The sequence below is a fragment of the Chitinibacter sp. ZOR0017 genome (assembly GCF_000799095.1).
GTDB classification, from domain to species: domain Bacteria; phylum Pseudomonadota; class Gammaproteobacteria; order Burkholderiales; family Chitinibacteraceae; genus Chitinibacter; species Chitinibacter tainanensis.
In genome coordinates this window covers 28,945-54,633 of the sequence record NZ_JTLG01000002.1, presented here as the reverse complement: position 1 = coordinate 54,633, position 25,689 = coordinate 28,945, and the positions used below count along the sequence as shown (strand labels likewise).

The 25,689-nt window shown below is 56.6% G+C and carries 22 protein-coding genes and 1 tRNA gene; 5 read left to right on the top strand and 18 right to left on the bottom strand.

Features of this window, described 5'->3' with window-relative positions:
• From L991_RS00415 to L991_RS00405, 3 genes are all read left to right on the top strand, one after another.
• Positions 1-75 (top strand) — tRNA-Glu (locus L991_RS00415).
• Positions 76-231: 156 nt separating this feature from the next.
• Positions 232-1,404: a UbiH/UbiF family hydroxylase gene (locus tag L991_RS00410; protein ID WP_047390917.1), complete on the top strand. Its 1,173-nt coding sequence runs from the start codon at positions 232-234 to the stop codon at positions 1,402-1,404.
• Between the two features lie 8 nt (positions 1,405-1,412).
• A complete protein-coding gene (locus L991_RS00405) occupies positions 1,413-2,138 on the top strand; it encodes a DsbC family protein (RefSeq protein ID WP_047390914.1) in 726 nt (241 codons plus the stop codon).
• A 56-nt stretch (positions 2,139-2,194) separates the two neighbouring features.
• Here the strand turns inward: L991_RS00405 and L991_RS00400 are convergent, their stop codons facing one another.
• From L991_RS00400 to uvrB, 8 genes are all read right to left on the bottom strand, one after another.
• Positions 2,195-3,106, bottom strand: a complete 912-nt coding sequence (locus tag L991_RS00400) for a carbohydrate kinase (RefSeq protein WP_081986346.1) — start codon at positions 3,104-3,106, stop codon at positions 2,195-2,197.
• Positions 3,107-3,113: 7 nt separating this feature from the next.
• Positions 3,114-4,349 (bottom strand): ROK family transcriptional regulator, encoded by a 1,236-nt coding sequence (locus L991_RS00395; protein ID WP_047390908.1) that lies wholly within the window; start codon positions 4,347-4,349, stop codon positions 3,114-3,116.
• On the bottom strand, positions 4,330-4,785 hold the full coding sequence (locus L991_RS00390) for an RbsD/FucU family protein (RefSeq protein ID WP_047390906.1): 456 nt from the start codon (positions 4,783-4,785) through the stop codon (positions 4,330-4,332). The genes L991_RS00395 and L991_RS00390 overlap by 20 nt, the downstream gene beginning before the upstream one ends.
• Positions 4,786-4,797: 12 nt before the next feature.
• Positions 4,798-5,634 (bottom strand): ATP-binding cassette domain-containing protein, encoded by an 837-nt coding sequence (locus tag L991_RS00385; RefSeq protein WP_052190447.1) that lies wholly within the window; start codon positions 5,632-5,634, stop codon positions 4,798-4,800.
• A 1-nt stretch (position 5,635) separates the two neighbouring features.
• Complete coding sequence (locus tag L991_RS00380) at positions 5,636-6,574, bottom strand: ABC transporter permease (protein ID WP_231550456.1); 939 nt, start codon at positions 6,572-6,574, stop codon at positions 5,636-5,638.
• A gap of 116 nt (positions 6,575-6,690) precedes the next feature.
• Complete coding sequence (locus L991_RS00375) at positions 6,691-7,695, bottom strand: sugar ABC transporter substrate-binding protein (RefSeq protein WP_047390899.1); 1,005 nt, start codon at positions 7,693-7,695, stop codon at positions 6,691-6,693.
• A gap of 298 nt (positions 7,696-7,993) precedes the next feature.
• Positions 7,994-8,557: a hypothetical protein gene (locus L991_RS00370; protein ID WP_047390896.1), complete on the bottom strand. Its 564-nt coding sequence runs from the start codon at positions 8,555-8,557 to the stop codon at positions 7,994-7,996.
• 79 nt (positions 8,558-8,636) lie between these two features.
• Positions 8,637-10,655 carry an excinuclease ABC subunit UvrB gene (gene uvrB, locus L991_RS00365; RefSeq protein ID WP_047390893.1) on the bottom strand — a complete coding sequence of 673 codons (2,019 nt, stop codon included), beginning with the start codon at positions 10,653-10,655 and terminating at the stop codon, positions 8,637-8,639.
• 341 nt (positions 10,656-10,996) lie between these two features.
• Here uvrB and L991_RS00360 point away from each other — a divergent pair, with 341 nt between their 5' ends.
• Positions 10,997-12,793, top strand: coding sequence for a sulfatase-like hydrolase/transferase (locus L991_RS00360; RefSeq protein WP_047390891.1), 1,797 nt, complete (start codon positions 10,997-10,999; stop codon positions 12,791-12,793).
• A 38-nt stretch (positions 12,794-12,831) separates the two neighbouring features.
• Here L991_RS00360 and L991_RS00355 read toward each other — a convergent pair whose 3' ends face one another.
• From L991_RS00355 to L991_RS00330, 6 genes are all read right to left on the bottom strand, one after another.
• Positions 12,832-13,530 (bottom strand): TetR/AcrR family transcriptional regulator, encoded by a 699-nt coding sequence (locus L991_RS00355; protein WP_047390888.1) that lies wholly within the window; start codon positions 13,528-13,530, stop codon positions 12,832-12,834.
• Between the two features lie 171 nt (positions 13,531-13,701).
• Positions 13,702-15,672, bottom strand: coding sequence for an acetate--CoA ligase (gene acs, locus L991_RS00350; protein ID WP_047390884.1), 1,971 nt, complete (start codon positions 15,670-15,672; stop codon positions 13,702-13,704).
• A 136-nt stretch (positions 15,673-15,808) separates the two neighbouring features.
• A complete protein-coding gene (locus tag L991_RS00345; protein WP_047390880.1) occupies positions 15,809-16,441 on the bottom strand; it encodes a 3'-5' exonuclease in 633 nt (210 codons plus the stop codon).
• On the bottom strand, positions 16,438-18,237 hold the full coding sequence (locus tag L991_RS00340; protein WP_047390877.1) for a DUF294 nucleotidyltransferase-like domain-containing protein: 1,800 nt from the start codon (positions 18,235-18,237) through the stop codon (positions 16,438-16,440). The genes L991_RS00345 and L991_RS00340 overlap by 4 nt, the downstream gene beginning before the upstream one ends.
• Positions 18,238-18,318: 81 nt before the next feature.
• On the bottom strand, positions 18,319-20,124 hold the full coding sequence (locus tag L991_RS00335; protein WP_034619270.1) for a cation acetate symporter: 1,806 nt from the start codon (positions 20,122-20,124) through the stop codon (positions 18,319-18,321).
• The gene (locus L991_RS00330; RefSeq protein ID WP_028449596.1) at positions 20,121-20,429 is read right to left on the bottom strand and encodes a DUF485 domain-containing protein; all 309 of its coding nucleotides are present in this window, start codon (positions 20,427-20,429) and stop codon (positions 20,121-20,123) included. Before L991_RS00330 ends, L991_RS00335 begins: the two co-directional genes overlap by 4 nt.
• Before the next feature lie 181 nt (positions 20,430-20,610).
• Here L991_RS00330 and L991_RS00325 point away from each other — a divergent pair, with 181 nt between their 5' ends.
• The gene (locus L991_RS00325) at positions 20,611-21,546 is read left to right on the top strand and encodes a LysR family transcriptional regulator (RefSeq protein WP_231550455.1); all 936 of its coding nucleotides are present in this window, start codon (positions 20,611-20,613) and stop codon (positions 21,544-21,546) included.
• Positions 21,547-21,679: 133 nt separating this feature from the next.
• Here L991_RS00325 and rpmG read toward each other — a convergent pair whose 3' ends face one another.
• From rpmG to L991_RS00305, 4 genes are all read right to left on the bottom strand, one after another.
• Positions 21,680-21,835 carry a 50S ribosomal protein L33 gene (gene rpmG, locus L991_RS00320; protein WP_028449594.1) on the bottom strand — a complete coding sequence of 52 codons (156 nt, stop codon included), beginning with the start codon at positions 21,833-21,835 and terminating at the stop codon, positions 21,680-21,682.
• An 18-nt stretch (positions 21,836-21,853) separates the two neighbouring features.
• Complete coding sequence (gene rpmB, locus L991_RS00315; protein WP_028449593.1) at positions 21,854-22,087, bottom strand: 50S ribosomal protein L28; 234 nt, start codon at positions 22,085-22,087, stop codon at positions 21,854-21,856.
• 244 nt (positions 22,088-22,331) lie between these two features.
• Positions 22,332-24,737: a DNA translocase FtsK gene (locus tag L991_RS00310; RefSeq protein ID WP_052190446.1), complete on the bottom strand. Its 2,406-nt coding sequence runs from the start codon at positions 24,735-24,737 to the stop codon at positions 22,332-22,334.
• A 124-nt stretch (positions 24,738-24,861) separates the two neighbouring features.
• The gene (locus L991_RS00305; RefSeq protein WP_047390867.1) at positions 24,862-25,608 is read right to left on the bottom strand and encodes a 1-acyl-sn-glycerol-3-phosphate acyltransferase; all 747 of its coding nucleotides are present in this window, start codon (positions 25,606-25,608) and stop codon (positions 24,862-24,864) included.
• Positions 25,609-25,689: the final 81 nt, after the last annotated feature.

Here is a 25,689-nt window from a genome sequence, read left to right as displayed (position 1 = left end):
GTCCCCATAGTTTAGCGGTTAGAACACTGCCCTTTCACGGCGGCGGCCGGGGTTCGATTCCCCGTGGGGACGCCACTTTCTTCAAGTAGTAATCTCTGTAGCACCTCTCAGTTTTACCCCTGTAGCAAATCCCTTGTTTGTATAAATATTCCAGCTCTGCTCACATTCAGCTTTGGCCACTGGCACTTTGTATGATGTTGCCTGTGCGTTAACGATGTTAAACTCTTGCGCATGAAAGCATATGACGCAGATGTAATTGTATTGGGTGGTGGTTTAGTCGGCTCGGCACTGGCCTTGGCGCTGCGCCATTCTGCTCATGAAGTCATCCTGATCGAGGTCCGCGAGCCGCAGCTGGATTGGCCCGTCGAGAGCTGGGATCAGCGGGTTTACGCCATTAGCCGCGCTAGTCAGCGATTATTGGCCGAGATTGGCGCCTGGGAGCAGTTACGGCCGGCGCGTTCATGCCCGGTGAGCGCGATGAAGATTCGTGGCGATGGCCACAGCCAGCTGGATTTTTCCGCGCTCGATAGCGGTGTGGATGCACTAGCCACCATTCTGGAAAACCGTGAACTGCAGCGTGCGCTCTGGTTGGCGCTTGGCGAAGCGCCCAATGTCCGCATCATTAGCGGGGTGCAAGCCCAGCAACTAGAGATTAGCCCTTCTGCGGCGACCTTGACCCTGAGTGATGGCCAACAGCTGTCCGCGCGCCTAATAGTTGGGGCTGATGGGGCTAACTCATGGCTGCGCCAGCAAGCCGGTATTGAAGTTAAAACCCGCCCTTACGGTCAAGCTGGGGTTGTGGCCAACTTTGCTTGTGAAAAGCCGCATTACGGTGTGGCTCAGCAATGGTTCCGCCCCGATGGCATTCTGGCCTTTTTGCCCTTGCCCGATCAGCAAATGTCGATGGTTTGGTCCTGTGCGGATGCGCTACGGGATGAGCTACTACAATTAGACCCCGCTGCGCTGGTGGCTCGCGTGGCCCAAGCGGGAAATATGAGCCTTGGTCCGCTGCAACTGATTACCCCAGCCGCGGCTTTCCCATTACGGCTTAATCAGCCGGAAAGTATTGTGCGTGCACGGGTGGCCTTGATTGGTGATGCGGCCCACACGGTGCACCCTTTGGCTGGGCAGGGCGTGAACCTTGGCTTTGGTGATGTGCAAGAATTAGCGCAACTTTTACAGCAAACACCCGCGGAACGTCTGGGCGATGTGCTAGTCCTACGCCGTTACGAACGTGCCCGGCGTGAGCCGGTGTTATTAATGCAGACCGTGTGCGATGGACTGCAACGATTATTCGATACGCCTCATCCATTGGTGAAGGCCATGCGCAACTTTGGTCTGGCAGCAACCGACCAGCTGCCATGGTTGAAGCGTCAACTGATCCGTCACGCGATGGATTCCTAAGGAAAACTATGAAACATCTGACCCGATTGCTGGTTGCGGCTGGCGTACTGACTATGGTGGCTTGCTCGGCGAAGGCGGATACACCGCCGAAAAACCTGAAAGAAACCATTAGTAAAAAGCTGGGCCGCCCTGTTGATGCGGTGAATTCCACCCCTGTGAAGGGCGTGTACGAGATCGTGATTGGCAAGAACAACATCGTTTATTCCGATGCCAAAGGTCAGTATATGTTTGTTGGTGAGCTGGTGGATGTCACCAAAAAAGAGAGCCTGACTGAAAAACGTATCGCTGAGCTATCCAAAACCGACTTTAACAAACTGCCATTTGCAGATGCGGTAAAAATCGTACGGGGCGATGGTAGCCGCAAAATGGCGGTCTTTACCGATCCAGATTGCCCATTTTGTAAGCGCTTGGAGCAAGTCAGCCTCAATGGCTTAGACAATGTCACCATTTATAATTTCCTGATGCCACTGCCAGGCTTGCACCCTGATGCTGCGCGTAAATCAGGCATGATCTGGTGTAGTGCAGATCAGCAGGCGGTGTGGCGCAATTGGTTCTTTGATGGCAAATTGCCTGAAAACGGCCCGGAGTGTGACAACCCGATCGAGCGCAATATGCAGCTGGGGGCGTCATTGGGCATTAGCGGCACCCCCGCGCTGGTATTTGCCAATGGCCAGATTGTTTCTGGCGCGGTGCCACAAGAACAGATCGAAGCGATGCTGGCGAAAAGCAAGTAAGCTTCGATACGCAAAAAGCCACCTGCGGGTGGCTTTTTTTTGTTTTTGGCCTTTATTTAGCTAGTTAAGAGCTTTTGTACCTGAGCCAGCGTTGGTGGGGTGGCGCCTTGTTGGGCACAGGCGGCGGCGCCACAGGCGAGGCTGAAGTGTAAATGCTGCGCGAGAGGTTGCTCGGGCTGGGTGAGTAGGCTGTAGATCAGCCCACCCATCGCGGCATCACCGGCACCCACGGTGTCTACCACGTCCACCGGAATTGCGGGCGCGCTGACGGTTTGTTCGCCGCTGATCAGGCTGGCGCCAGCTGCGCCCAGGGTGAACAACACCATGGCCTGTGGATTGAGCTCGCGTAAGGCGGCCAAGGCTGCCGCCATCTCGAGCCCCGGAAACAGCCCGGCCAAGTCTTCATCCGATACCTTAATCACATCCGCTAGGGCGCTCATGCTGGCCAAGGTGGCCTGATAGCTGGGCCCCATTAAAACCCGGTAATTGGGGTCATAACTAATGCGCACGCCGCGCAGCTTGGCGTGTCGCGCCATCTCCACGAGATGGCTGGCCAGTGGTTCGCGAGCGAGGCTAATGCCGCCGAAATGCAGCCAGTCGGTCGCGCTTTCCCAGCCTTGGGGCAGGGCTTGCCAGTTAAAGGCCAGATCGGCACTGTTTTCACCGATAAAGAAATACTGCGGCGGATGCTGCTGATGCACGATGGCCAGCAGTGGTGGTTGGGCCACAGTTTGCAGATAGCGTAAATCTAGTCCCGCTGCCACGCTGGCGGCTTGTAAATCTTGGCCAAAGCAATCGGTGCTAATCGCGCCGGCAAAGGCTGTGGGTAGCCCGAGGCTTGCCATCACGCGGGCGACATTCCAGGTTGAACCGCCGACCTTACTCACCCATTGCTCCCCATTGGTGCGGATCAAATCGGTGAGTGCTTCGCCAGCGGCAATGCAGTGAGGGAGGGCGGCGTGGCTCATGCTTGCTTTATCCTTCATTCAGTTTCAGGAATAAATCCCGATCAGGGGCAAAATTGGCATACAGCGGCAACAGCGCACCACCCAGTGCACGCGCATCCGGCCCAATGGCCCCAGCGAGTAAATCGGGCGGGGTGACGCCTTCCCAGTTCATTTTGTGCATGGCTTTTTGAATGGCTTGCAGCAATGCTTGCTGCAGCTCGCGGCAAAAGCAGCCATCCACAATCACGGCTTCCAGATCAAGCAAACAGGCTGCATTCAGTAGCGCCAGCGCGATGGCAGGGGCGCATTCGTCAAGCCACAGACTGGTATGTGGCCAGTAGCCCGCCGACATGCTGCGGCCATCGCTGGTGGCGGTGCCATCCAGCCCAGCGGCCACGTAGCGGTTTTCCAGTTGGTAAAGTGAGGCCACATTCAGCAGCTGGGTTTGCGCCCCTCGCGTTACTTGTCCTAGCGGCAGCGAGCCCATTGCGCCGGCATTGCCATTGCGGCCAAGGTGCAGATGACTATCGAGCACCAAGCTGCCACCAATAAAGGTATCGACAAACACATACACAAAGTTGCGCACATCCCGCCCGCGCCCGGCCACCAGCTCGGCAACACAGGCGGCGGAGGTGTCTTTGATCGATTGCACGGGCAGGCCGGTCAGTTTGCTGACTTCTTCGTCCAGCGCCAGCGCGCGCCATTGCGCGGCGACGCTGGGGTCTTGTCCGAGTAGCTCTTGCCAGCCACCCATATTCAGCGGTGCGGCTAGGCCAATGCCTTGAATCCGTGGCCACAGCGCCGCGGGCAGACTGGCGCGGATTTGCTCCAGGCTGGCGGCAATGTGGGCCAGCACCTGCGCGGGCTTGGCCAGCGCATATTGCAGCTCCCAGCGGCCGCGCACCTGGCCAGTAAAATCGACCAGTAGCACATCCAGACTACGGCGACCGATTTTGATCCCAATGGCCAAAGCCCCATCTGGGTTTAGGGCCAGCGGCACCGATGGCTGCCCCACTTTGCCCCGTTGTGGGGTTTCCTTGCGCAGCAGCTCTTCATCCAGCAGCCGCTTGGTGATTTGGGAAATGGATTGCGCGGTCAGGCCAGTAAGGCGGGCAATTTCGGCGCTCGGCAGCGGGCCGTGCAGCCGTACAGCCTGCAAAATCACCCGCTCATTATATTGCCGCAGCCCATCTTGCGATGAGCCACGCGGCTTGAGCTTGGCGGCCGAGCTTTCCAGCGCCGCATTATCCGGCGAGCGGTTCACAAATCACTCCTTTTTTCAGGATAAAGTTGCCATAGGGCTGCAACTCGCCCGTAAGCACAATCGCGTAAGCTTGCTTGACCCGCTCGTAAAATGCAAACCGCTCAATCGCCTCAACTTGCTGAGCCTGCACGTGGCCCTGCTCAACGAGCTGGTGAATCACATGGCGCTGCAGTGCGCTGCGCCACCCCTCAGGCTGGTGGCTTACCTGCATATAGGCCACCGGCTCGGCCACATCCTGATCAAGCGGCAATAGGCTGATAATGGCTTCCATCGTACGGGCCATCCCCGCGCCGGCCAGATGCAGCAATGGCTTGCCTTTGGCCAGCGTCGCGGCGGTGAAATTGGCATCGGCGAGGACGATTTCATCGCCGTGCCCCATTTCCGCCAGCACTTTCAGTAGTTCAGGCGTAAGCAGTGGATCAATTCCTTTTAGCATCGTGGGCTCCTGTTACTGGGCTAGCCAGTGCGGCGGAATATCGGCCGGTTTCATCGCACCGGTCATAACGGCCACAGCATCGCTCATGGTGATGGCTTTCGGGTTCAAGATCGCAGCACGCCGGCCCAAGCGGGCGACATGAATCCGGTCGGCAATCTCAAAAACATGCGGCATGTTATGGCTGATCAGCACCACCGGCAGCCCGCGATCACGCACATTGCGGATTAATTCCAGCACCATATTGCCTTCTTTAACCCCCAGCGCCGCGGTGGGTTCATCCATGATCACCACATGGCGGGCAAAGGCGGCCGCTCGGGCCACGGCTACACCTTGGCGCTGACCACCGGATAGCGTCTCTACGGCCTGGCTCATCGAGCGGATGCCGATCTTCAGCTCTTGCATATAGGCAATGCTGTCTTCCAGCATCTTGCGTTTATCCAGTGCGCCAAAGCATTGCCCCAGCACATTGTTGCGGCGAATTTCGCGCCCCAGAAACAGGTTTTCGGCAATGGTCATCGCCGGCGCAACGGCCAGATCTTGGTACACCGTTTCGATTCCGGCGCGGCGGGCATCAATCGGGCTTTTAAATACCACCGGCTGGCCATCGAGCAAGATTTCGCCGCTATCCGGGCTAATCGCGCCCGACAGGGCTTTGATCAGCGATGATTTACCGGCACCGTTATCGCCGATTACGGCCATGATTTCGCCTGCGCGCAGTTCAAAATCGGCGCCATCCAGCGCAGTGACCTGGCCATAGCGTTTAACCAGCCCCTTGGCTTGGAGTACCAGTGGGCGTGGGTCGATATTCAGGCTGTGCGTGCTGGGTTCGAGTTCGGTGATCGCGCTCATCTTAGCGGCCCCCTTTGCGTGAGAGTTGGTCGGTGGCGACGGCAAGAATGACCAAAATCCCGGTAATGAGTATCTGGTATACCGATGAAACCCCCATCAGTGTTAGCCCGTTGCGAAATACCCCCACAATCAGGGCGCCAATCAGCGAGCCAATGATGATACCCCGCCCACCAAACAGACTGGTACCCCCCAAGACCACGGCGGTAATGGCATCTAGGTTTTCGGTTTGCCCAGCATTTGGGTCCCCCACACCCGTGCGCGCTACCGAGAGTAGGGCGGCTAGGCCGTAGCACAGGCCCGCCAGCACATACACCAGCAGCAGGACTTTGTGGGTGGCGATCCCGGTGAGGCGAGTGGCTTCGGGGTTGTTGCCCACGGCATAAATATGCCGGCCGGTGGCAGTATCGCGCAGCCACAGCCAGCTTAGGGCATACATGGCCAGCATCACCACCGTCCCGTAGGCTACTTGGGTTTGGCCGATGGCGAAGGTATTGCCCAGCAAGGTCATGCCGGCGGGCAGATCGGTAATCGTTTGCGACTGGGAATACAGTTGGGTGAGGGCAAAGGCAATATTCATCGTGCCCAGCGTGACGATAAACGAGGGCAGTTTAATCCGTGTGACCAGCAGGCCGTTAATCAGCCCAAAGCCAGCGGTAACGGCAAAGCCAATACCGATCGCTACGATCGGGTGCAAGCCATGATCGTGGGCCATTTTCGTCATCACCACCCCGCCCAGTGCCATCACCATCCCGCAGGAAAGGTCGATTCCGGCGGTGAGGATAATCAGGGTTTGGCCGATGGCGATCAGCCCTACCACCATCACTTGCTGCAATATCAGAGAAAAATTCGCCCCGCTGAGAAACTGCTCACTCTGTAGGGCAAAGAAGCCGCAGGCCAGTACTAAGGCAATCAGCGGCCCTAGCGTTCCTAATGACGGCATTTGGTCTTTCCAGCTCGGCATCACACCGCTCCTTGCTGCGTAGGTCTAGAAATTCAGAACTGAGATGAGAAAGCCCCAGTGGGGCAGGGCGCAGCACGGGGCTGCGCCCGCTGGGCTTATTTAGTGCCCCAGCACAGATCGAGGCCAACTTTGGTGTCTTTGCTATCCACACCACTGACGCTTTTCGCGGCAATCAGCGTGACGCCGGTATCGGTGTAGCCACTCGGTTTTTTGCCGGTTTTCGCGTATTCCACCCCCGCTGCAACCCCCATGGCGGCCATCTTCAGCGGATATTGCTGCGAGGTTGCGGCGATTTTGCCGGCGGCAACGTCTTTAATCCCCTGGCAGCCACCGTCCACCGATACGATCATCACGTTTTTCTCTTTGCCAGCTTTTTTCAGCGCGTTATAGGCGCCTGCTGCCGCCGGCTCATTGATGGTGTAAACCAGATTGATGTCAGGGTTTTTTTGCAGACAGTTTTCCATCGCGGTCTGGCCTTTGGCCTGATCGCCAAAACTATCGGCCATACACACTACTTCGGCTGGTTTGGCGAGCTCGTTGCTCTTGGCGTCCAGGGATTTCAGCCCAAACCCTTGCAGAAAGCCATTGTGGCGTTGGGCGCCCACAGGGTGGCCGGGAAAGAGATCCAGCGTGGCGATTTTGACCGGCTTACCGGCCATGCCAGCTTTGGCGTAATTGCCAATCAGCACCCCGGCTTTGTAATTGTCGGTGGCAAACAGCGCATCGGTGGCGTTCATTGGGTCGGTGGGGCTATCCAGTGCAATCACCAGCACGCCTTTTTCACGAGCCTTTTTGATGGTGGGCACAATGGCTTTCGAATCGCTCGGGGTGATCAGAATCGTTTTGGCTCCGGCGGCGATCATGTTTTCAATCGCGGTGACTTGGCCGGCATTATCACCGTCGGCTTTCCCCGCGGCGGTAAGCAGTTTGGCACCTTTGGCCTTGGCTTCCGCGGCCGCGCCTTCTTTCATTTTCACAAAGAAGGGATTGGTTTCGGTTTTGGTGATCAGGCCAATCACGGGTTCGGCGGCCAGCGCGGGCAGGCTTAGGCTGGTGGCCAGGGCGGCGATGGCGAGTTGAATGCGGTTAACTTGCAGCATGATCGTTCTCCTGAAGTGCTTCCTGTGTGTGGGTGTCGTGATCAAATTGTTTGTTGTGATAAATAAATCAATTTGATTTATCAAAAGAGTATGCCGCTAGAATTAATAAATCAACTGCGTTGATCTATATAAATACCCTTATAAAACAAGCGTTTCAAACTGGATTTGTACGCGGGAATGCGCTTTGGCGTGGTGTGAATGTTAGCTAGGCCCAGCGGTGCAGGGCATAAAAAAGCCACCGCAAGGGTGGCTGATGGTCGGGTGATTGTGGCGCTGGTGTGACAGCGCAGGTGGCCGCTTAAAAATTAAGCTTGATCTGGGCGGCAACAAAGCCTTCCACATCCACCGCCTGTAGCGTGGGCACAATAAACAGATTCAGGCCCACGTGATAATCGGTTTCCAGTGACACCAGAAAGCCGCCCGCCGGCACAATCGGATAGCCTTTATCGGTATTTTGATAACCACTGACCAGGCCAGCGGCGGCGCCCAAGGCGATGTGGGCTGAGCTACCTAGCGGGATTTGCAGCGGCGTCCAGCCCAGCTGCAGATACACCGAGGTGTCGCGCAAAGAATTGCGGTAGCCGCCCAGCATCCAGTGCCAGCGGCCATTGCTGCGCTCAAGGCCAATCCCCGGGTTGTTTTCATTCAGATTGTCATCAATCACCGCTTGTCGATCAAAATGCCGGGTGGCCACCGGTGCGACCAGCCAGGTGCGCCACGGTTGCGGGCCATCCATCCAGTCCAGCCAGCTTGGCGTGAGCTCGCCAAATGCCTGATTGCCTGCTTCAGCCGCGAAAGCGCTGCCGCTACAGATACTGGTGGCAAGTATGATAGTGCAGAGCTTATGAATGAATGACTTCATGCAGATACCCTCGGTGTTTGCTGGCAAGTGGTGTTTCGGTTAGTGATGTTTAAAGCTAATCGGGTTGCCGCTGGGCCGCTTAATCGTGGCCAAAAGCGCGATTGCGCAGCTGTTTGAGCTCGTCGCGCAGCTGGGCGGCGCGTTCGAATTCCAGATTTTGCGCGGCGGTGAGCATGTCTTTTTCCAGGCGTTTGAGCTCTTTGGCCAGCTGTTTTTCGTCCATTTCGGCAACCAGCTGCTGTTTCTTTTCTTCCAGCCGGGCGGCTACGGCTTCTTCGGCGTTGTAGACCCCGTCGATGATGTCTTTAATCCGCTTGATCACCCCGCGTGGGGTAATGCCATTGGCCTCGTTAAAGGCGATTTGCTTAGTGCGGCGGCGCTCGGTTTCATCGATGGCTTTTTTCATCGAATCGGTGATGCGGTCGGCATACAAAATCGCGGTGCCGTTCAGATTACGCGCGGCACGGCCGATAGTCTGAATCAAGCTGCGTTCGCTGCGCAGGAAGCCTTCCTTATCGGCATCCAGAATCGCCACCAGCGATACTTCGGGAATATCCAAGCCTTCGCGCAATAAGTTAATCCCGATCAGCACATCAAACACACCTAATCGCAGATCGCGAATAATCTCTACCCGTTCTACCGTATCAATGTCCGAGTGCAAATAGCGCACTTTCACGCCATGCTCGGCCAGGTAATCGGTGAGTTGCTCGGACATTTTCTTGGTGAGTGTGGTGACCAGCACACGCTCGCCATCGATGGTACGTTTGCGGATTTCCGACAACAGATCGTCCACCTGCGTGCCCACCGGGCGCACTTCGATGATGGGATCAACCAGCCCTGTCGGGCGTACCACTTGCTCAACCACTTGCCCCTGATGCTCGGCTTCGTAGGCGGCAGGCGTGGCGGAGACAAAGATGGTTTGCGGCATCAGCCGCTCGAATTCTTCAAATTTCAGTGGGCGGTTGTCCAGCGCCGAGGGCAGGCGAAAGCCATAATCGACGAGGTTTTCCTTGCGCGAGCGGTCGCCTTTATACATGGCCCCCACCTGGCCGATCATCACGTGACTTTCGTCCAGAATCATCAGCGCATCTTTGGGAATGTAATCAAGCAGCGTGGGTGGCGCTTCGCCGGCCGGTTTGCCGGAAAAATGCCGCGAGTAGTTTTCAATGCCTTTGCAAAAGCCCATTTCATTGAGCATTTCCAGATCAAAGCGGGTGCGTTGCTCGAGCCGCTGTGCCTCGACCAATTTTTGTTCGCGATGAAAAAACGACAGCCGCTCGCGCAGCTCATCTTTAATGGTTTCGATGGCTTTGAGCACGGTATCGCGCGGGGTGACGTAATGGCTGCTAGGAAACACGGTGTAGCGGCCAACCCGCTGTTTGATTTGACCGGTCAGTGGGTCAAACAGGCTAAGTTTTTCGATTTCATCGTCAAACATCGAAACCCGCAGCGCCAGCTCGGCCGATTCGGCCGGGAAAATATCGATTACATCGCCGCGCACACGGAAGGTACCGCGGGAGAAATCAAGCTCATTGCGATCGTACTGCATGGTGGTGAGGCGTTTGATGATGTCGCGCTGACCTATGGCTTCACCTTCGGTCAGATGCAAAATCATGGCGTGATAGGAGCTCGGGTCGCCAATACCGTAAATCGCCGATACGGTGGCAACGATAATGCAATCGCGCCGCTCGAGCATTGCCTTGGTGGCAGACAGACGCATCTGCTCAATGTGCTCATTAATCGCCGAATCTTTTTCAATAAATAAATCGCGGCTCGGCACATAGGCTTCGGGCTGGTAGTAGTCGTAGTAGCTGACGAAATATTCGACCGCGTTGTTCGGGAAAAACTCGCGCATTTCGGCATAGAGCTGCGCGGCCAGGGTTTTATTCGGCGCCATGATGATGGCGGGCCGCCCGGTGCGCGCAATCACATTGGCCATCGTGTAGGTTTTGCCCGAGCCGGTCACCCCTAGCAAAGTCTGGTACTTCAAACCATCATCAAGTCCTTCAATCAGCTGGGCGATTGCCGTGGGCTGATCGCCTGCGGGCGGAAAGGGTTGAAATAGCTGATAGGGGGAGTTGGGGAAGTCAACAAACATGGCGGCATCAGTCGGTGAGCTAAGCGGCTATTGTCGGCGCAAGCGGGCTGCGGTTCAAGCCTGTTGAACGTTTGTACTATAAACGCCGCAGTGCAGCATTTGGGCGTGGCTTCGGTGTCGATATTTAATCGGGCGTGTGGCGGATTGGGGTGGATTTGCGACAGCCAGATGCTTGAATTGAGTTTTGCAGCACGAATGATTGTTTGTAAATAAACAAAGTGTCATTATGAAAACCAGCCCGCTAAGGCGGCTGCACAAAATGATAAATGCATATAAATGCATAAATTCAACCACATAGGATACACCGCGCCTTGCCGCGCGGGATGACTCTGGAGAAGCTCATGTCCGATCACCAGCCCACTACACATCCTACTGCGCCCAGTGTGACCCGGCGTGATTTTCTAACGCTTACCGGCGCCGTGGCGGTGGCCACGGCAGTCGATGCTGTGCCCGGCTTGGCCCCTGCCCAGCAAGCACAAGCCGCGCCACTGAAGAAAAAAGCCGCGAGTAACCAGCAGCCGAATATTTTGTTTGTATTTACCGATCAAGAGCGTTACTTGAGCAAGCTTCCGCGCGGTTATCGCCTGCCCGGGCATGAGCGACTGCAAAAGGCCGGCATCACCTTTCACAATCATTATTGTCCCGCAGTAATGTGTACTAGCTCGCGCTCGGTGTTGATGACGGGCCTGCAAACTGCAGACAACAAAATGTTTGAAAACGCCGACATGAAATATGTGAAGCCGCTGTCGACCGAAGTGCCGACGGTGGGGCATATGCTGCGTAAAGCAGGCTACTACACCGCCTACAAAGGTAAATGGCATTTGAATGCCGAGTTCGATCAGGAAACCCCGGAAAAACTCTTTACCAAAGAAATGGACGAGTATGGTTTTGCCGATTTCGTTTGGCCGGGTGATGTGTTGGCGCATACGCTGGGCGGCTATAAACATGACCAGATGATCGCCGGCAGTGCGGTGGCATGGTTGCGCGACAAAGGGCAAAGCCTGAATGCCGAGCAAAAGCCATGGGCGTTGTTTGTCAGCTTGGTAAACCCGCATGACATTATGTATTTCAATACCGATTTACCGGGCGAGCAGGTGCAGGATACCGGTGAGCTGATGATGCAAGCGGCGCGCGCGCCTGAGCATGCGGCTTATCAAACTAAGTGGCATCATCCACTACCTGCCAATTGGCAGCAGCCCTTTGATGCACCGGGGCGTCCGGCTGCGCATGGCGAATTTGATCGCTGCTGGGGCTATACCCTGGGGCGGGTACCCGCTGAGCCCCAGCGCTGGCAACGGTTTAACGATTTTTATTTTAATTCGCTCAAACTGGTGGATCAGCAACTGGAAACGTTGCTCAATGAGCTGGCGGCGCTGAATCTGGATGACAACACCATCATCGTGTTCACCTCCGATCATGGTGAAATGGGCGGCGCGCACGGTTTGCGCGGCAAAGGCCCGATGCCGTATCAGGAAGTCATTCACCTGCCGCTGTATATCGTGCATCCACAGGTGAAAGGCGGCCAGCACTGTAAAGCCCTGACTGGGCATATTGATTTGGTGCCCAGCTTACTAAGCATGGCGGGCGTGAATGCCACGCAGGCCAGCGAATATGCGGGCCGCACTTTGCCGGGCAAAGATCTTTCCGCCTTATTTGCCAACCCGGGCAAAGCCGGCCTGCATGCGGTGCGCGAGTCGGTGCTATTTACCTACAGCGGCTTGGCCACCAACGATAGTGAACTGATCCGTCGGATTTCAGCTGCTGTAGCTAAGAAAACGGATCCAATGGTTGCGCTAAAGGCCGAAGGCTATCGGCCTGATTTCAAAAAGCGCGGTAGTGTGCGCACGGTGTTTGATGGTCGTTATAAATTCACCCGCTATTTTTCACCGCTAGAGCGCAATACGCCGCAAACGCTGGATGAAATTTATCAGTGGAATGACGTCGAGCTGTACGATCTGCAGCAAGACCCTCAAGAAATGCACAACCTAGCCGCGAAAAAAGGCCAGCAAGCCCAGCTGGTGCTGCAGATGAATGCCAAGCTTAATGCCGTGATTCAGGCTGAGTTTGGCGCCGATGATGGCCGTGAAATGCCTGATTTTAATGGCATTGATTGGCAAATTGATCGGATTGATCTCTGATTATTTGCGCTCAAGCACAAGGCCACCGCTCGGTGGCCTTATTCATTTTGTAGCCAGTGCAAAATACTGTCGGGCGCAATAGCTGGGCAGTGCACCGGTGTATTGGCCAGCGCGCTGGCTTCGGTAGCGGCTAGCCCCAAGGCCCTTAGAATACCCGCCGTCATCAGGGGCCCATAGGCAGGGCCGGGGTCTTCATGCGCGTGCAGATGAAAAGCCATTTGCAGCGGCCCCAGCAGCAGATCAACCGCCAATGGCAGTGGTTGCGCGCTAAAGCAGCCCAGTTGCATGCCCGCCAGCAAATCGCGCGGTACAACTTGGTTCACCAGTGTGCCATGACGCAATGCCATTACGCCGCCGCGGTCGAGAAAACGGGCAAGTTTCGGTTGCGCCCGTACGAGCGACAGTACGGTATTGATGCCACAGGCAACGCGCGCCGCCGGATGTGTGTGCTGCAGTACCAGCGGATCCACCAACTGCAAGATCGCATCGCTGACTTCCCCTGCCACAGCAATATACAGCGCCTCATCGGTGGCAAAGTGGTTATAAAAAGTGCCGCGCGCAACGCCGGCCTGTTGAATAATTTGCCCGATGACTGCTTGCCCGAGCCCTTGGCGGGCAAACACCTGCACGGCTTCACACAAGAGGCGCTTACGAGTACGCAGGCGGCGTTGGGCGGCCACCCGCTGGCGATGGTCGCTTGGAGAGGTAACAAGAGTGGGCGGATCGGTGATGGTCATTGCAAGCAGCTGGTCTGTAGCGCAGAGGGATTAAATTATGCGCTACAAAGTCCGTCATGACAGCGCACGATGGGCAAAAAAAAGCCCACCCGGCGCGAGGCTCGGGTGGGGGGAAGTACTGTGGTTTACAGTCAAGCGTATTGCTTTGTTACTGCCAGCAGGGCGATCTGCTTAGATTGCCGACTGACGCAGTTGCTCTAGGATCGCTGGGTTTTCTAGCGTTGAGGTATCTGCAGTGATTTCAATGCCTTTGGCAATATCGCGCAGCAGGCGGCGCATGATCTTGCCGGAACGGGTTTTCGGCAGGTTGTCACCGAAGCGGATTTCATCCGGCTGGGCGATCTTGCCGATTTCATGGGCCACCCACTCGCGCAGCTCTTTCGCGATGCGTTTGGCATCATCGCCTTCTGGGCGCTGGCCTTTCAGTACCACGTAGGCAACAACGGCTTCGCCTTTCACCTCGTGCGGCTTGCCCACCACAGCGGCTTCGGCCACCAGTGGGTTGGCCACCAGGGCCGATTCGATTTCCATGGTGCCCAAACGGTGACCTGATACGTTCAGTACGTCATCAATCCGGCCCATGATCCAGATGTAGCCATTTTCATCGCGGTGCGCTGAATCGCCGGCCAGATACAGCTTGCCGTTAAAATCGTCTGGGAAGTAGGTTTTCTTAAAGCGATCTGGATCACCCCAGATGGTGCGCACCATTGATGGCCATGGTTTGTTAATCACCAGGAAGCCGCCTTTGCCCAGCTCGACTTGCGCGCCCGATTCATCCACGATGTCGGCCATAATGCCGGGGATAGGCAAGGTGCAAGAGCCGGGTTTGGTTGCCACTGCGCCTGGCAGTGGGGCAATCATGTTCGCGCCAGTTTCAGTTTGCCACCAGGTGTCCACGATTGGGCAACGGCTGCCGCCAACCACTTCGTAGTACCACATCCACGCTTCTGGGTTGATCGGCTCGCCCACGGTGCCCAAGAGGCGCAGTGACGACAGATCGTATTGTTTTGGCAGATCGCCGCCCAGCTTGATCAGTGAGCGAATCGCGGTTGGCGCGGTGTAGAACGTGGTGACTTCGTGTTTTTCAATCATTTGCCAGAAGCGTGAAGCATCTGGATAGGTTGGCACGCCTTCAAACACCACTTGTGTTGCGCCAATGCCCAGTGGGCCGTAGGCGATGTAAGAGTGGCCAGTGATCCAACCCACATCGGCCGTGCACCAGTACACATCGGATTCTTTGTAGTCGAACACCCATTTCATGGTGACTTGGGTGCCCAGCAGGTAGCCGGCTGAAGAATGCTGGATGCCTTTGGGTTTACCGGTTGAACCTGAGGTGTACAGAATAAACAGCGGATGCTCGGCTTCTACCCACTCTGGCTCGCAAGTATCGGGTTGGTCTTTGACCAGTTTGTGCCACCAGATATTGCGCTCTTCGCTCCAGTGTTCTGGCTTGTTGCTGGTGCGTTGGAACACCACCACTTTGCTTACTGATTCGCAGCCGCCCAGGCCCAGCGCTTCATCGGTAATTGATTTCAGTGGGGTAGTTTTGCCGCCGCGTACGGTTTCGTTGGCGGTAATCACCAGTTTGGCTTGCGCATCTTGAATCCGGTCGCGCAGTGCGCCGGCCGAGAAGCCGCCAAATACCACGGAGTGGATCGCGCCGATCCGCGCACACGCTTGCATGGCCACTACGGCTTCGATGGTATGTGGCATATAGATCACCACGCGGTCGCCTTTGGCAACGCCCAGTGATTTCAGACCATTGGCAAACTGACACACGCGGTGATACAGCTCGCGGTAAGTTACGCGGGTGACCGAGCCATCGTCGGCTTCAAAAATGATCGCAACTTTATTGGCTTTGGTTTCTAGATGGCGATCCAGACAGTTGTAAGAGACATTCAGCACGCCATCTTCAAACCATTTGTAGAACGGCGCATTGTCTTGGTTCAGCACACTGGTAAATGGTTTTTTCCAATCCAGCATGGATTTGCCCAGGTCGCCCCAGAAACCTTCGTAATCGTTATTCGCTTTCTCGCACAGGGCGTTATAGCCTTCCATCCCCGACACAGTCGCATTCACGCGGAAATCGTCGGTGGGTGGGAACATCCGTGTTTCTTTCAGAACTGAATCGATACCGCTCATGCTGTGTACTCCTACAAGCCAAATCGGTTGGTCAAAAGGGATAGGCTGACTGTAAAGCTGGCCAGCGGGCAAAGCTAATTGTCTTTTCTGATGCGCGAAATCAATCTCGCTGATGAAGGCTGTAAGTGCTTGTAAATCAATTGCTATTAGGGTTTTTTCTTAGTTTCTGGAAGATCATCGCCGCCATCAGCGCGTCGTTTAATGGATCGTGGCGCGGCAGTGTCGGGAGCTGTAATTGCGTCAGAATGCTAGCTAGGCGCAGATCCACCTCCGGGTTGTAGGCGCTCACCATCTTGTCGTAATACAGTCCCGACACCTCAATCGCCGGATTGGGCAGATTAATCCCCAGCCACGGCTTGAGCTGGCGATTGAGTACGGCCAGATCAAATTCAAGGTAATAACCCACCAGTGGACGCGAGCCGATAAAAGCCAGTAGCTGCGCCAGCGCATCAGGCAGTGCCAGCCCTTGCGCCACATCCTGTGCGCGCAAGCCATGAATCGGAATGCTTTTCGGGTCGAGTGCGCCGCTGGGGCGAATCAGCACCGAAAAATGCTCGGCCAGCGCAATCCGCGGGCCCTGAATGCGCACTGCGGCAATGCTAATGATCTCGGCGGTTTTCGGATCTAGGCTAGTCGTCTCGCAATCGAGACTCACCCACTCTTGCGCCGGTGGCGGCGCGAATAAAAAGGCGTATTCCGGTCGGCGCAAGCGGCGGCGTTGCTGCTGGCGTAGCCACACACTGGGGCGAAGATGCGCAAGCCAGCTCATAGTGCATCCAGCTTGAAATGATGCCGCAGCAAGGTGCGAAACTGCTTCACCACCCCGAGTGCGTCTTTGAGTAGTTCGCGCTCCAGACTGCTCAGTTGCGCAAGCGCCAATTGCGGCTCGGCCGGGCGACCGGCTTGCTGGGCCTGCAGGCCATATTTCAGCTGCAAGCCCTGCAAAAAGCTCAGGCTGGCGGCCAGATCGTTGCCCAGCGCTTCGCTAATCACCGTGCCCCCGCGTAGGGCGGCTAGCCGTTGGTAGCTATTGGTGCTTCGGTTGCGGGCGGCGAGTGCCAAGCTACGCAGGCCGTGTACCAGTGGGAAAATCGCGGCTTTTTTCAGGTCGATTTGGCTACTGGCCGCGCCGGGTAGCCAGCTGGGGCGCAGGCCATGGCTGCTGGCAAAGCGCTCAATCGGCAGTGCAAAATGCCCCATAAAGAGGGTATTGCCATCTAGGCATTGATCTAAATGATCTTGCAGGTGATACAGTAGGGTGGTATTGCCAATGATCGGGCTGGCATCCAGCCAGATGGCCAAGTTCATCACATGCTCGCCACTGGGCGAGCTGGTCCAGGCGCTGATCTGCTGGCGAAATTCGGCCTCGCTACGCCGCCAGGCCGGGTTGCTGATCATCACGCCACCGGGGCAGGGCGGATAGCCCAATGTGATCAGGGTGGCGGTAAACTGCTCGGCGACACGGGCTAACACGCCCTGATCGACGTCGTCGGCATAGATCAGCGCGTTATCCTGATCGGTGCGCAAGATTTGCTCGCCCCGGCCTTCCGAGCCCAGCGCCAGCAGACAAATCTGGCTGGTGAGTTCGGGCGGGGCCAGTAGTTGCCATAGCCGCGCCAGTAGTTTTTGGCGCAGCTCGCCGATCATTTCTGCAATCAGGGTGACTTTCATGCCACTGTGCTGTAGCAGCTGAATCAAGCTATGCATGCGCTCGGCCGCGAGTTTGAGCTCTTGCGGCGAGCTGGCGCGCTCAATTTGCACGCCGATGCTGTGCGGGTTATTGGCAAGGCTGGATAACAGATCGAGCTGCTCCAGAATGCCGACCAGCTCGCCATCGCGACTTACCACCAGCCGGTGGATGCTGTGCCGGATCATCAGCAGCATGGCCTCATGCAAGGTGGCATCCGGGCTAATCGTAAACAGTGCGGTGCTGGCATAGGCGCTAGCCGGTGTGCTGGCCGGAATTGCCCCGGCGCAAATTGCACGGCGCAGATCGCTCTGGCTAAACATGCGCGGCCCGGCGCTGTCGCTGAGCAGGACGGCACTCAAGCCGTGCCTATCCATGCATTGCGTGGCCTCGAGCACGCTGGCATTAGCCGGCAGGGTATGCAGCGGCGTTAGCGCCACCTCGCCCACGCGGCTGAGCATTTGCATGGCCTGGCTCAGTGCCTGCGGGCTGGGGGAAAGCTCGCCAATGCGGCGGGCCACATCTTGGTAGAAAAACGCCGCAAACTGGCTATTGCGCTGGCACAGTGCGAGCGCTGCGGCGCGGGGCAGCTGCCAGACGAGGGTGTCTTCCAGCGCTACAAACGGGTGGCTACTCAGCCCTTCGAGTACGGCCTTGCCGTCAAATAATTCGTGTTCGCCATACAGGCTGTCTTGCTCGTCGCCACCGGCGACCAGACCTTTCATCACCACATACAGCGAATCGACCGGCGTGTTTGCGGCAATCAGTGTTTGCCCGGCTGGGTGATATTCCAGATTGAGCTGGCTGGCCAGCTCGCGCTGCTCTTGTACGCTGAGTGTATCAAACGGCGGCTGATTGAATTGAAACGCGGTGGTCATGGTGCTGCCCCATTGAGCGACAACGCCCCGCCATGGTGATGGCGGGGCGCTGCCAGATACCCGCTAGGGTATGTGTTGCAATTAGTGTTTGCTTGCGCCTTCTGCGCCGATACCCGTCATGGAGCGGATGAACTGCGCATTGAATTTGCCTTGTTCGCTGCGAGCTTGCTCGCTGTTATCCAGCACCGAGAACAGCCAGGTGAAGAAGAACGCCGCAGTCATCGAAAAGATGGCCGGGTTTTTGTAGGCAAACAGCTCAGAGCCTTTTGGATGGCCCAGTACATCTACCCATACCGCTGGGCCAAGGATAATCAGCACTACCGCCGAGACCAGACCAATCGCCCCGCCAATGACAGCGCCACGGGTCGTCAGGCCTTTCCAGAACATCGACAGGAACAGCACCGGGAAGTTGGCCGACGCGGCGATCGAGAACGCCAGGCCCACCATAAAGGCGATGTTTTGTTTCTCGAACAGAATACCCAGCAGCATGGCCACAACACCCAAGGCCAACGTGGTCATTTTCGACACGCGGATTTCATCGGCTTCGTTGGCTTTGCCTTTCTTGATCACGGAAGCATAGAGATCATGCGACACCGCCGAAGCACCTGACAGGGTCAGACCCGCTACCACCGCCAGAATCGTGGCGAAGGCCACGGCCGAGATAAAGCCGAGGAACAGATCACCACCCACGGCGTCGGCCAGGTGAATTGCCGCCATATTCGAGCCGCCAATCAGCGCGCCGGTGGCGTCTTTAAAGGTTGGATTAGTGGATACCAACACAATCGCGCCAAACCCGATGATGAAGGTCAGGATGTAGAAGTAACCGATAAAGCCGGTGGCATAGAACACCGATTTACGGGCTTCTTTGGCATCGGCCACGGTAAAGAAGCGCATCAGAATGTGCGGCAGACCGGCAGTACCAAACATCAGTGCCAAGCCCAGTGAAATGGCATCGATCGGGTTGGATACCAGACCGCCCGGCGCCATGATATTGGTTTTCGCGGCTTTAGCGGCTTTCTCAGCAGCCTCCGTGGCGGAAGCGACGGCGGCAGACGCGTCTGAGGCATTGGCGGCGACGGCTTTGGCGGCTACTTCGGATGCCACCGCGGCTTTGTGAGCGAGCGCTTCGGCCCCGGCGTGTTTCACCGCTACGGCTTGCTGGAACATGGTTTCAAAGCTGAAACCGGCGTGTTTCATCACCATAAAGGCCATGAAAGTGGCGCCTGAAAGCAGCAAGATCGCCTTGATAATCTGTACCCAGGTGGTGGCCAGCATCCCGCCGAACATCACATACAGCACCATCAAGATACCCACCAGCACCACGGCGTAGGTGTAATCCAGACCGAAGAGCAGTTGAATCAGCTTACCTGCGCCCACCATCTGCGCGATCAGATACAGCGCCACCACCACCAGCGTGCCAGTTGCGGCAAATACGCGCACCGGGGTTTGCGCCAGGCGGTAAGAGGCCACATCGGCAAAGGTGTATTTACCCAGATTGCGCAGGCGCTCTGCCACCAGGAAGGTGATCACTGGCCAGCCGACCAGAAAACCAATCGAGTAAATCAGGCCATCGTAGCCAGTGGTAAACACCATGGCCGAAATACCGAGGAAAGACGCTGCCGACATATAGTCACCGGCAATCGCCAAACCATTTTGAAAACCGGTAATGCCGCCGCCGGCAGCGTAAAAATCTTTGGCCGAACGCGTACGGCGCGCCGCCCAGTAAGTGATGCCCAAAGTGAACGCAACAAAGGCGAGGAACATCACGATGGCGTGCATATTCAACTCGCGTTTTTGCACTGCGCCTTCAATCGCCCCTGCGGCCCAGCTTGGCATGCTGGCCAGCGCGGCAAAGCCGGCTAGCCCCAATTTTTGTAGTGTTTTCATTGTTTGGCTTCCTCGACGACTTCACGGGTCAGTTGATCGAACTCCGAGTTGGCGCGGCGCACATAAATGCCGGTCAGCACGAAAGCCGAAACGATGACAAAAATCCCCAGCGGAATACCCAGCGTGGTGACGCCATTGCCGAGCGGGGTTCCCAGTGTTGCGGGCGAAAATGCGATGAGCAGAATAAAGCCGTAATAAATCACCAGCATGGCCACGGTTAGCGCCCATGAAAAGCGCGAGCGTGTGGCCACCAGGGCGTGAAATTTCGGATTATTCTGTACGCGTTCAATCATTGAATCATGCATACGCTGCCTCCTGTGTGTAGTCCAGGCTATCGAGTGAGCCATTCCTGCACGCACTCTAATCCCTTGCCCTGATCGGCCGCCAATCGCTTTTTCTGATACATAGAATCACCGAAAGTTATGTAGTGTTGCACGAGGCTTACTTTGTTGTTTGTAATCAAGGTTTTTAGACTACGAAAAAGGCATGCTGAACGCCACAAGCGGCAAGCTTTGGGTGATAATCGCAGCTATGGAACTTTATCAATTACGTACTTTTGTGACCGTGGCGCAACAGGGGCACTTAACCCAAGCCGCTGAATTGCTGCATTTATCCCAGCCAGCGGTGACTGCGCAGATCAAAGCGCTGGAAGAGCAGTTCGGTTTGGCGCTGTTTGAGCGCTATCCGGGCGGGGTGCAGCTCACTGAAGCCGGTAAATTATTGCTACCGGAAGCCGAGCAAATTCTGGCGCAGGCCCGCGATCTCTTGCATCAGGCCAAGGCCTTGCAAGGCGAGCCCAAAGGCAAGGTACGGATTGGCACCATCGGTGTACCAGCACGCTTGCGCCTGGGGAAATGGCTATCGCTGTTGCGGGAAACCTATCCGCTGATTACGGTGCAAACCACGCATGGGATTTCGGTGAGTGTGCTGAATGAAGTGCGCAAAAAAACCCTCGATGCGGGGTTTTATCTTGGGCGCAATCCTTATCAAAATGTGATGACGCTGCCGCTGAGCGAAATCGGTTTTTGTATCGCGATTCCGCCCAGCATGGCTAGCCAATTGCAGGAAGCCGACTGGTCAGCACTCGCGGCTGCTCCGTGGTTGGGGCTGTCGCAATTTACGAGTCTGGCGGATATTTCGCAGGAACTGTGGCGTAGTCAGAACATCGCGCCTAAAGTCGTCGGCGAGTTTGATGAAGAAGCGACCTTGCTGGAATTGATCAAAGCCGGCGTGGGGGTGGCGATTTTGGCCGAGCGAACCGCCCAGCGCTATGCGGCCGATGGCTCGATTGTGTTGTGGCGCGGTGGCGAGATTGTCACGCGGGCGCCGCTGCAGTTTATTTATTCCGGTGATCGGGCGACCGACCCGATGATGCATAAATTATGCGCCACGCTCAAAACCATCTGGCAGCTTGAAGCCTAGGGTATAGCCTGGAAAGAAAGAAGGGGTATGGCCTGCAAGGCGATACCCCTTTTATTTTGCTGAGCAAAAGCAGCGCTACAAAAACTAAAACCCTGCCGAGGCAGGGTTTCGAGTATGGTCACCAGCACTGAAATTATTTCAGTTTGGTTTCCTTGTAGATCACGTGCTTGCGAGCAACTGGATCGAATTTTTTGATTTCCATCTTTTCTGGCATGGTACGTTTGTTTTTAGTGGTCGTGTAGAAGTGACCGGTACCAGCAGAAGATTCGAGCTTGATCTTATCGCGCATGTTCAAATTACCTCAGAATTAGAGTTCGCCGCGCGCGCGCAGGTCAGCCAAAACTGCATCGATGCCGTTCTTGTCGATCAGGCGCAGTGCAGCGTTAGAAACACGCAGACGGATGAAGCGGTTTTCGCTTTCAACCCAGAAACGGCGAGATTGCAGGTTCGGGAGGAAGCGGCGTTTAGTTTTGTTGTTGGCGTGGGAAACGTTATTCCCGGTCATCGGGCCTTTGCCGGTGACTTTGCATACTCGTGCCATGATTCTTGTCCTAACGTCGGAACTGGAAAAGTCCACGTTTATATCACAAAAAGCACCTCGAGCTCAAGCCCGAATTGCGATTTGCTGGGTTAGTCGGAATAAGTGTGCCAGATTGCCACATTCCAGCCACGCCTGCGGCGGGGGTCGTGTGGTACAGCTGGCCGTTTTGCCCATCCCGAAAGGTGTAGCCGCCTGTCATTGGAGGGCTGACAAATCAAGGAAGATCAGTCTTTTCAATGATTTGTTATTCACTGGCTGGCGCCAGTACAGTCCGGTTGCCGTTACTTTCCATCGCGCTAACCAGGCCGGCGCTTTCCATCTGTTCGATCAGACGCGCGGCGCGATTATACCCGATTCTGAGTTGTCTTTGCACCGAGGAAATCGACGCACGGCGACTTTTCAGCACAAAGGCGACGGCTTCGTCATACAGCGGGTCGCTCTCGTCGCCAGCGCTGCCGCCGTCGGTCGCCCACGGCGCATTGCCCGCAGCTTCAGCCTCAAAACCGCCATTTAAAATGCCTTCGATATAGTCGGGCTCGCCCAGCGCTTTGAGGGCATCCACCACGCGATGCACTTCATCATCGGCCACAAAGGCGCCATGTACCCGCAAGGGGTAACCGCTACCCGGTGGCAGAAACAGCATATCCCCTTGTCCCAGCAGCGCCTCAGCGCCCATCTGGTCGAGAATCGTACGGCTGTCGACTTTACTCGAGACCTGAAACGCCAGTCGGGTCGGGATATTGGCCTTAATCAGGCCGGTAATCACATCCACCGACGGGCGCTGGGTGGCCAGGATCAGGTGAATACCGGCGGCGCGGGCTTTTTGCGCCAGCCGCGCGATCAGCTCTTCGATTTTCTTGCCCGCTACCATCATCAAGTCGGCAAATTCATCAACCACCACCACGATAAACGGCAGGTGCTCCAGCGGCTCGGGATTATCTGGCGTAAGCGTGAACGGATTGGTGAGTTTCTGACCGGACTTGGCGGCGTCGCGCACTTTCTGGTTGTAACCGGAAATATTGCGTACGCCCAGCGCGCTCATTAGCCGGTAGCGTTTTTCCATCTCGGCCACGCACCAATTCAAGGCGTTGGCCGCCAACTTCATATCGGTGACCACCGGCGCCAGCAAATGCGGAATGCCGTCGTAAATCGACAGCTCCAGCATTTTCGGGTCGATCATGATAAAGCGCACATCTTCGGGCGTGGCTTTGTAGACCAGCGACAGAATCATCGCATTCACGCCCACCGATTTACCCGAACCAGTGGTACCGGCCACCAGCATATGCGGTGCTTTGGCCAGATCAGTCACAATCGGTTTGCCGGTGATGTCTTTACCCAGTACCAGGGTCAATTTGCTATTGGAGGCCTGATAAGGCTCGCTGGACATAATTTCGGCTAGCCGGATCATTTGCCGGGTCGGGTTGGGTAATTCCAGCCCCATATAGGTTTTGCCCGGAATGGTCTCCACCACGCGAATCGACACCAGCCCCAATGCACGGGCTAGGTCTTTCATCAGATTCACAATCTGCGCGCCTTTCACCCCTACCGCCGGCTCGATTTCATAGCGGGTAATCACCGGACCCGGGTAGGCCGCGACGACTTTGACTTCGACATTGAAGTCCGCCAGCTTGCGCTCGATCAGCTGGGAAGTGAATTCCAGCGTTTCCTTGCTAATGGTTTCCTGTGCTTGGGGCGCCGGGGTGAGCAGGCTTAAAGCGGGTAAATCACCTTCGCTGACGATAGGTTGTACGACTTTGCGTGGGGCGGGTGGTGGCGGTGGCGGCAGCTCATCTTCGGCAAAGAGCATTGGCTGCGCCGCCTGCCGGGCTTGTTCGGCCTGCAGCTTTTCTTGTTCTTTCTTTTCGCGTTCGAGTTTTTTCGCCACCGGCACTTCGGCCGGGGCTTGGGCAATAATCAGCGGGGCTTTGTCATCTTGTTTCTTTTTCGCGGCTTGCACTTGCTCTTCACGGGCGCGCTTGGTCATGCGACCGATCCGGCGGTCGTGGGCGGCTTGGATGCCATCGGCCACTTTCAGCGCAGCCCATTCGATGGCTGCACCGAGGTTTTCCATAAGATTAAGCCATGAGAGCCCGGTAAATAGCGATACGCCCAGCCCAAAGCTGGCGAACAGCAGCATGGTGGCGCCACTAAAGCCAAAATTCGCCATCAGCCAGCCGCCCAAGCTAAGCCCCAGAATGCCGCCCGGTTTGTGCGGTAACTCCAGTGTGAGGCTATGCAGGCGCAGCGCTTCCAGGCTGCTGCTGGAGAGTAGAATAAACACAAAGCCAATGCAGGCCAGCAAGACCACCGGGCGTGATGACTCGGTGACTCGGTCAATCCGTCGGTAGCCCCATAAGATCGCTGCCACCAGAAAGAGCGTCCACCACCAAGCTGAGACGCCGAAGGTATAGAGCAACACATCGGCTAGCCAGGCGCCAAACGCGCCGCCGCGATTGTGGATCATGGCCTCGGTGGCGCTGTGTGACCAGCCCGGATCCGAGCGGTGGTAGCTGGTGAGGGCGAGCAAAACAAAGCCCAGCAGTACCACTAGCAGCAGCCACCAAGACTCGCGCAGTAAATTGGCCACGGGCGCAGGCAGGGCCGGCCGGGTCGAGACATTGGGGACGTTTTTCTTGCGAAACAGGGGCATGGTGTGGGGCTGATGGACAAACGCTTTCGCGATTATAACGGCTGGGCTGCGCACTGCAGCAGAAAAGCGACTAATGCGGCATATTTATCTGTCTTGGGCGTGTCAGCTGCGGCGGCGAGGGGCTTTATTGCAAAAAACGCGCTTGCCAGGCTTGGTATTGCGCGTAAACCTGCGCATTGAGCAGCTCTTTATCCGGCTGGCTGGCCGGATCGATCGGGGCGAACACGTGATAATGCACCACCCGGTTGCGACTAGTGCTAATGCGCCAGATTTTTTGCAGCAGGGTTTCGCCCGGCCCCCATTCAAAATCGGCCTGCGCCTCGTGGTGCAAAAATACGGGTAGCAGCGGCACGCCAGTGGCTTGTGCGGTGACAAACGCGCCGTGTAGAAAGCGCGGCGCCAGCCAGCGGCCTTTGCAGCCGCCTTCTGGGTAGAGCGCAATATTGTGCCCAGCTTGCACCGCAGCGATCAGCGCCTGCTGTGCCGCTTGGCGCGAAGCTTTGCTTTCCCGCTCCACAAACAGCGTACCGGCCGCGGCGGCAATTCGCCCGACCAGCCACCAATCGCGCACCTCGTATTTGGCCAAGCTGCGCACTGGAAACAGCGCCGGAATTCCGACGTCTTCCAATGCGGAGGGGTGATTGGCGATCAGGATAAATTGCGCCGGCAGTGGCCCGGGGTAGTGCTGATGCAAACGTAATTGCACCCCCAGCGCGCGCACAAAACAGCGGCACCAGCTATGAAATAATGTGGGGTATAGGTGGCTAAGCCAGCGCTGGGGCAGCATTGCGAGCAATACCATCAGCAGGGTAAAGAATAGTAGATCAAGCCAGCCGAGTAAGCGCCAGCTGAGGAGCAGCAAAGTCTGCATGGCTTGCCCCGCGATGGGTGGGATAAGCTGACTATAGCGGCTGGCTGGCCGCTTTGCCGCGAGGCAGTAGGGGTGGGGTAA

What these genes read in the sequence shown, in the direction of transcription:
- L991_RS00355 (WP_047390888.1), bottom strand. Translation starts at nt 13,530, where the DNA reads ATGACCATCACCGATCCGCCCACTCTTGTTACCTCTCCAAGCGACCAT.
- uvrB (WP_047390893.1), bottom strand. Translation starts at nt 10,655, where the DNA reads ATGTTTGTTGACTTCCCCAACTCCCCCTATCAGCTATTTCAACCCTTT.
- L991_RS00345 (WP_047390880.1), bottom strand. Translation starts at nt 16,441, where the DNA reads ATGAGCTGGCTTGCGCATCTTCGCCCCAGTGTGTGGCTACGCCAGCAG.
- L991_RS00400 (WP_081986346.1), bottom strand. Translation starts at nt 3,106, where the DNA reads ATGAGCCACGCCGCCCTCCCTCACTGCATTGCCGCTGGCGAAGCACTC.
- L991_RS00330 (WP_028449596.1), bottom strand. Translation starts at nt 20,429, where the DNA reads ATGCATGATTCAATGATTGAACGCGTACAGAATAATCCGAAATTTCAC.
- L991_RS00390 (WP_047390906.1), bottom strand. Translation starts at nt 4,785, where the DNA reads ATGCTAAAAGGAATTGATCCACTGCTTACGCCTGAACTACTGAAAGTG.
- acs (WP_047390884.1), bottom strand. Translation starts at nt 15,672, where the DNA reads ATGAGCGGTATCGATTCAGTTCTGAAAGAAACACGGATGTTCCCACCC.
- L991_RS00410 (WP_047390917.1), top strand. Translation starts at nt 232, where the DNA reads ATGAAAGCATATGACGCAGATGTAATTGTATTGGGTGGTGGTTTAGTC.
- L991_RS00325 (WP_231550455.1), top strand. Translation starts at nt 20,611, where the DNA reads ATGCTGAACGCCACAAGCGGCAAGCTTTGGGTGATAATCGCAGCTATG.
- L991_RS00340 (WP_047390877.1), bottom strand. Translation starts at nt 18,237, where the DNA reads ATGACCACCGCGTTTCAATTCAATCAGCCGCCGTTTGATACACTCAGC.
- L991_RS00305 (WP_047390867.1), bottom strand. Translation starts at nt 25,608, where the DNA reads ATGCAGACTTTGCTGCTCCTCAGCTGGCGCTTACTCGGCTGGCTTGAT.
- L991_RS00360 (WP_047390891.1), top strand. Translation starts at nt 10,997, where the DNA reads ATGTCCGATCACCAGCCCACTACACATCCTACTGCGCCCAGTGTGACC.
- L991_RS00375 (WP_047390899.1), bottom strand. Translation starts at nt 7,695, where the DNA reads ATGCTGCAAGTTAACCGCATTCAACTCGCCATCGCCGCCCTGGCCACC.
- rpmB (WP_028449593.1), bottom strand. Translation starts at nt 22,087, where the DNA reads ATGGCACGAGTATGCAAAGTCACCGGCAAAGGCCCGATGACCGGGAAT.
- rpmG (WP_028449594.1), bottom strand. Translation starts at nt 21,835, where the DNA reads ATGCGCGATAAGATCAAGCTCGAATCTTCTGCTGGTACCGGTCACTTC.
- L991_RS00335 (WP_034619270.1), bottom strand. Translation starts at nt 20,124, where the DNA reads ATGAAAACACTACAAAAATTGGGGCTAGCCGGCTTTGCCGCGCTGGCC.
- L991_RS00310 (WP_052190446.1), bottom strand. Translation starts at nt 24,737, where the DNA reads ATGCCCCTGTTTCGCAAGAAAAACGTCCCCAATGTCTCGACCCGGCCG.
- L991_RS00380 (WP_231550456.1), bottom strand. Translation starts at nt 6,574, where the DNA reads ATGCCGTCATTAGGAACGCTAGGGCCGCTGATTGCCTTAGTACTGGCC.
- L991_RS00385 (WP_052190447.1), bottom strand. Translation starts at nt 5,634, where the DNA reads ATGAGCGCGATCACCGAACTCGAACCCAGCACGCACAGCCTGAATATC.
- L991_RS00370 (WP_047390896.1), bottom strand. Translation starts at nt 8,557, where the DNA reads ATGAAGTCATTCATTCATAAGCTCTGCACTATCATACTTGCCACCAGT.
- L991_RS00405 (WP_047390914.1), top strand. Translation starts at nt 1,413, where the DNA reads ATGAAACATCTGACCCGATTGCTGGTTGCGGCTGGCGTACTGACTATG.